The sequence below is a fragment of the Desulfocurvus thunnarius genome, assembly GCF_055390965.1.
In genome coordinates this window covers 2211501-2217500 of sequence record NZ_AP042411.1, presented here as the reverse complement: position 1 = coordinate 2217500, position 6000 = coordinate 2211501, and the positions used below count along the sequence as shown (strand labels likewise).

Sequence of the window (6000 nt, the reverse complement as noted above, 5' to 3'; positions counted from 1 at the left end):
AGGATTACAAAGTGCGCCCGCCCCGCTTTCGAGGGGGCTGCATCCCCGGCGGATGCGGCGCAGCCCTCGGCCTAGCGCCGCGCCGGGCTCAGGGCACGGGTGATGAAAGCCAGCACGTCGTCGTAGAGCGAAGGCGCGCTGTAGGGCGTCAGCAGCCGGGTGCGCACGGCGCCGACCAGGTTGCACTGCACGGCTCCGGCGGTTTCGCGCGGAGGCAGGGGCAGGATGGAGCCGTCCTCCACGCCCCGGCGCACGCACTGCTCCAGGAAGGCGGGCACGACCTCGAACTTCTCCATCATCACCTCGCGGTCCTCGCGGGTGGCCATATCACTATAAGGGGAGCAACGGACCAGGACCAGGAAGTGCTCGCCTGGGTCGAGCGAGAACTCCAGGTAGGCGCCGCAGAAGCGCTGCACGGCCTCCAGGCCGTCGTCGGCCCCGGCCACCGCGTCGCGCAGGCGGGTCAGCATGCGCTCCAGCACATCGAGCCCGGCGGTGAGGAACAGCTTTTCCTTGTTGCCGTAGTGGTGCGTGAGCAGGCCCAGGGCCACGCCCGCGCGCTCGGAAATCAGCTTGAACGTGGTGCCGTTGTACCCGTACTGACCGAACAGGTCCTTGGCCGCCAGCAGCAGCGCGTCCTTTTTGTTCATGCGTCCCACCCTCCGGCGCCCGGGGCGCCCCGTTGCAGGCGCCGCCCGTGGCGGAGCCTGTTTCTAAAACCCTTTGCCGATAGCGTCAACGCCATCGGCGCCGCAACCAAAAGGAAAGGCCCCCGCGGGCAGGGGGCCTGGAGACGGGGGAGTATCGTATGGAGTCCCCGTGCGGTCGGGGTTGTTCCCCTTCATGGGTCGGGCTGCGGCCGCGGCCCCGGGCGGAACCGTTCCGCCCGGGACTGCGACCCATCCCTTTCCGTCAACCAATACGAAGCCGGGGCAAGTATGCGCTTTTCGTTCACCTGAACCCTTGTCCTGGCTGGTGGCCTGAGGCCGGGCACTGTTTGGTCGCTCAAACAGTACGCAAGTCCTTGATAGCTCCCGGGTCGATGGCTGTCAATCGCCGGGGAGAACAAATATTGAAAAATGTCGAATCGGGCGGAAAAGGCGGGAGCCCGACGAAGGAAAGCGGCGGGGCGCGGACGTTCCGGGCGGCCGCAGGGCCCACAGGAAACCGCCCCCCTGCGGGCACGGGCAACACCGTCGCCTCGTCCGACAGATCGCTTGCCCCGCCAGCACCCTCATATCCGCGCGGGCAACGCGCGCGGTAACCCTCCATGCCCGAGCCGCCAGCCACGGCCCCGCCGGGGGGCCGCGAGAGGGCCCGCGCCGGGCGCGGGCGCGCAGCGGAAGCGCAGACAAAGGCGGCCCGGGGGCTCCGGCGGCCCCCGCCCCGCCCCCCGAAACGCACCCGGGGCCGAGGCCGGGAGGGGCCACCCTCCCCCGGCTCCGGCCCCGAGGCCGTCCATGCGGCGGGACACGGCGGGTTCGCGCCGTGCGCCCCGCTTCCCGCCCGCCCGCGCCCGGCGTCTAGAACTCCAGGTGCCGCGGCGTGCGCGGGCAGGGAATCACGTCGCGGATGTTGGTCACGCCCGTGACCATCATCAGCAGGCGCTCGAAGCCCATGCCGAAGCCGGAGTGCGGCACGCTGCCGTAGCGGCGCAACTCCATGTACCACCAGTATTCCTCTTCGGGCAGGCCCATCTCGCGGATGCGCGCGGCCAGCACGTCGGCGCGCTCCTCGCGCTGGCTGCCGCCGATGATCTCGCCCACGCGCGGCACCAGCACGTCCATGGCCGCCACGGTGCGCCCGTCGTCGTTCTGGCGCATGTAGAACGCCTTGATGTCCCTGGGGTAGTCGTAGACGATGACCGGGCGTTTGAAGATTTCCTCACTCAGGAAGCGTTCGTGCTCGGTTTGCAGATCCACCCCCCAGGACACGGGGTACTCGAAGCGCTGGGCGCCCTTGGCCGTGACGGCGTTCTTCTCCAGCAAAGCCACGGCTTCGGTGTACGACACGCGGGCAAAGGGCCCGTCGAGGATGCCGTCCAGGGTGGCGTCCAGGGTCTTGTCCACCCAGGTGGCGAACAGCCCCAGGTCCTCGGCGCAGCGCTCGCGGAGCTGGCCCACCAGGAACTTGAGGAAGGCCTCGCCCAGGTCCATGTTGTCGGTGAGGTCGGCGAAGGCCATTTCCGGCTCGACCATCCAGAACTCGGCGGCGTGACGCGGGGTGTTGGAGTTCTCGGCGCGGAAGGTGGGGCCGAAGGTATACACGTCGCCCAGGGAGCAGGCGAAGATCTCCGCCGCGAGCTGGCCGGAAACGGTCAGCGACGCGGGTTTGCCGAAGAAATCGTCGTCCGGGGTCCGGGGTTTGCCCGCATAGGGGTCCAGGGTGGTCACGCGGAACATCTCGCCCGCGCCTTCGCAGTCCGAGCCGGTAAGGATCGGCGCATGGACCCAGGAAAAACCGCGCTGGCGGAAAAAGTCGTGCACGGCCTGGGCGGCCTCGGAGCGGATGCGGAACAGCGCGCCGAACTTGTTGGTGCGCGGGCGCAAGTGGGCGATGGTCCGCAGGAATTCGTCGCTGTGGCGCTTCTTCTGCAAGGGGTAGCTCTCGGGGTCGGCCTCGCCCACAAGGCGCATGGCCGTGGCGCGCAACTCCCAACGCTGGCCCTTGCCCGGCGACTCGACCAGATCGCCCGAAACCTCCACGGCGGCGCCGGTGCCCGCGCGGGGCATGTCGTCCCAGCCGGGCAGCCCTTCGTCCACCACGGCCTGGAGGTTGGCCAGGCAGGAGCCGTCGTTCAGCTCCAGAAAGGCGAAGCCCTTGCCCTCGCGCCGGGTGCGCACCCAGCCGCAGACGCGCACGCCCAGGGCGGGCGCCGTGGCCGCCAGGGCGGCCTTGACCTTGATGCGATTGTTCATGCGGTCCTCGCTTGCTTGCGTGTCTCAGTCCTCGGCCACGTCGGCCACCGCGCCGCCGCAGGCGCGCTCCAGCTCCGCCGGAGTCAGGCGGAACAGGGCATGGGGCGTGCCCGCGGCGGCCCAGATGGTTTCATGGCCCAGCAGGTCGCGATCCAGAAAGGTCACGGGCGGATGGGCGTGCCCCAGGGGCGGCACCCCGCCGATGACGTAGCCCGTCATCTCGCGCACGAAGGCGGCGTCGGCCTTTTCCAGGGGCTCGCCCAGCAGGGCGCTGACCTTGCCCGTGTCCACGCGGTTGGCCCCGCTGGTGACCACCAGGACGTGGCGCCCGCTCTGCGGGGCGCGGAAGATGATGGACTTGGCGATCTGGGCCACCCGGCAGCCGACCACGGCGGCGGCCTGGGCCGCCGTGCGCGTGGCCTCGGGCATCTCCATCACCGTCAGCTCCAGCCCGCAGTCCGCCAGGGCCCGCTGCACGCGGGCGGCACTGGCGCTCAGTTCCCCGGCCTCGTCCACGGCCTCCTCCCTGCGCCCGGCGCGCCGTACTTGACGCGGGCGGGCTTCTGCGCAAAGTATCCCTGTCCGGTGCGCCCGGCGTCCCATACGCCATGCGCCCGGTCAGGCTGTATCCGATTTTGCGGCGAACCGCCACCGTCCCCCGGCGGGCCGCGCCCCACGCCTCCCTGCGGAGGCCCCCCAACCAGGGAGCACGCCATGGGCTTTTTCAGCAAACTGAAGTTCTGGGCCAAGCCGGAAGAAGAGGCCACCGGCCCCCGGGCCGCGCCCGAAGCCGCGCCGGGCATTGCGCCGGACACCGCGCCGGACGGGGCACCGGCCGCCCGGCCCGCGCCCCAGGAGGCCGCCGTCACCGCCGGGGAGCCCTGGCAGCGCGAGCTGACCCTGGCCCTGCGCGCCGCCGAGCCGCGCCTGTCGCAGTGGCTGGCCCTGGCCCTGCAGGGCGTCACGGAAAAGGGCCCGCAGCTCTGGGCGCGCCTGGAATTCCTCTTCCGCGCCCTGGGCGCGCCCGAGGCCGAGGCCCGCGACTTCACCGCCCGCTTCTCGGCCTGGCTGGACGCCATGGAATACCGGCGCGTGGAGGAGTTCCGCTCGGAGCTGCAATACCGTCTGGCCCTGGCCCTGGACCTGGAAGACGAGGAGGACGAACGCTCGCGCCTGCTGCTCAAGCTCTCCGAAGGGCTGGAAAAGACCCGCGAACGCATCACCCAGCGCATCGACGGCCTGCTGTCCGACCACAAGACCATGGACGCGGGCTTCTGGGAAGAGCTGGAGGAAATCCTGATCATGGCCGACGTGGGCTACGAGGCCGCGCGCGACCTGACGGCGCGGCTCCAGGCCCGGGCCCGCAAGGCCGAAACCACCGACCCGGCGGCTTTCAAAGGCTTCCTGGCCGAGGAGCTGGCCGGGCTGTTCAAGACCCCCCGGCGCATCAGCGCCGTGAACCCGCCCGAGGTCGTGCTGGTCATCGGCGTCAACGGCGTGGGCAAGACGACGACCATCGCCAAGCTGGCCCACCGGGCCCAGATGCAGGGCCGCAAGGTGCTGGTGGCGGCGGGAGACACCTTCCGTGCGGCGGCCATGGAACAGCTCCAGGTCTGGGCCGGGCGCGTGGGCGCGGGCTTCTACGGCAAGGGCGAGGGCGCGGACCCCGCCGCCGTGGCCTTCGAGGCCGTGGACAAGGCCGTGCGCGAGGGCTACGACATCCTTTTCGTGGACACCGCCGGGCGGCTGCACACCAAGACCAACCTCATGGAAGAACTGAAGAAGATCCGCGCCGTGCTGGGCAAGAAGCACCCCGGCGCGCCGCACCGTTCGATCCTCGTGCTCGACGCCACCACCGGCCAGAACGCCCTGTCGCAGACCAAGCTGTTCTCCGAGGCCGCCGGGGTGGACGAGATCGTGCTGACCAAGCTGGACGGCACGGCCAAGGGCGGCGTGGTGGTGGCCATCGCCCTGCAATTCGGCGTGCCCATCACCTTCGTGGGCCTGGGCGAAAAGATGGAGGACCTGCGGCCCTTCAACGGCCGCGACTTCGCCGCCGCCCTGCTGGGCTCGGACTGACCGGCGCCCGCGCGCACCTTCGCCCCTTATTTAAGGATATAAGGAAACGGAACGCCCCGAGCCCGCAAAGGCCCGGGGCGTTCCACATGTGCGACCGGCCCGGCGCGGGCACCAGCCGCCTAGAACTGCGCGCCGATGGCCCCGGCCGTTTCCAGGGCGATGGGCGCCAGCTCGCGCTCCACGCGCTCCTCGTCCCACTCGGCGTACTTGGCGCTGATGTACACGGCGGCCAGGGGCTTGCCCTGGGCGTCCACCACCGGCGTGGATACGGCGATCTCGCCCATCAGGAACTCCTGGACCGAAATGCAGTAGCCCAGTTCGCGGGTGCGCTGGATGAGCGCGCGGTTGCGCGCGGGGTCGGTCACGGTGTGCGGGGTGATGGGCACGTGGGCCGAGCGGGCCAGGATGGCGTCCACCTCGGCTTCGGGCAGGCGCGAAAGGATGGCCCGCGCCCCGCAGAAGGCCGGGATGCGCCGCCCGGGCAGCGTGCTCTCGAACAGCAGAAAACGCTGGGGCAGGCGCACGAGGTAGATGACCTCGGTGTCGTAAAGCGCGCCCATGTAGACCGAATTGCCCGTGCGCGTGCGGGCCTCCAGCAGGTAGGGCGTGCCGACCTCCACCAGGCGGTTGCCCTTCAGGTAGTTGTAGCCCAGGGCCAGGACGCGCGGAGTCAGCGCGAAGCGGCGGGTGGCCGGGTCCTTGGCCAGGTAGCCGAGTTGCTCCCAGGTGTGCAGGAAACGTTGCACGGCGCTGCGGTTCATCCCGGTCAGCTCCGTGAGTTCGGCCAGCCCGAGGCTGCGCGGGCTCTGGTCGAAAGCCTCCAGGATGCGGATGCCCCGGCCCAGGGAAGCCACGAAAAGCGCGTCCTCGCGTTGTCTGTCGTCTTGCGCCATGCCTGCTCCGGAAACGGTTGGGGTGCCGGATTCGCCGCGGGCCGCCGGTTGCGGCCCATGCCGCGGCACCCGGGGCGGCGTCTGGGGCCGGTCCCGCGTTGTAGTGCATT

At 70.5% G+C, this 6000-nt stretch carries 5 protein-coding genes; 1 reads left to right on the top strand and 4 read right to left on the bottom strand.

The genetic code is table 11. The features are described 5' to 3' along the window. Positions 1-71: 71 nt before the first annotated feature. From ACZ5KV_RS09675 to ACZ5KV_RS09665, 3 genes are all read right to left on the bottom strand, one after another. Positions 72-650: a TetR/AcrR family transcriptional regulator gene (locus tag ACZ5KV_RS09675; RefSeq protein WP_464239101.1), complete on the bottom strand. Its 579-nt coding sequence runs from the start codon at positions 648-650 to the stop codon at positions 72-74. 873 nt (positions 651-1523) lie between these two features. After that, complete coding sequence (gene asnS, locus ACZ5KV_RS09670; protein WP_464239100.1) at positions 1524-2918, bottom strand: asparagine--tRNA ligase; 1395 nt, start codon at positions 2916-2918, stop codon at positions 1524-1526. Between the two features lie 24 nt (positions 2919-2942). Beyond that, positions 2943-3434, bottom strand: a complete 492-nt coding sequence (locus ACZ5KV_RS09665; RefSeq protein ID WP_464239099.1) for a YbaK/EbsC family protein — start codon at positions 3432-3434, stop codon at positions 2943-2945. 198 nt (positions 3435-3632) lie between these two features. Here ACZ5KV_RS09665 and ftsY point away from each other — a divergent pair, with 198 nt between their 5' ends. Then, positions 3633-4997 (top strand): signal recognition particle-docking protein FtsY, encoded by a 1365-nt coding sequence (ftsY, locus tag ACZ5KV_RS09660; protein WP_464239098.1) that lies wholly within the window; start codon positions 3633-3635, stop codon positions 4995-4997. Between the two features lie 119 nt (positions 4998-5116). On the opposite strand, the gene ACZ5KV_RS09655 is transcribed toward ftsY, so the two are convergent. Continuing rightward, positions 5117-5890 (bottom strand): IclR family transcriptional regulator, encoded by a 774-nt coding sequence (locus ACZ5KV_RS09655; RefSeq protein ID WP_464239097.1) that lies wholly within the window; start codon positions 5888-5890, stop codon positions 5117-5119. Positions 5891-6000 lie beyond the last annotated feature (110 nt).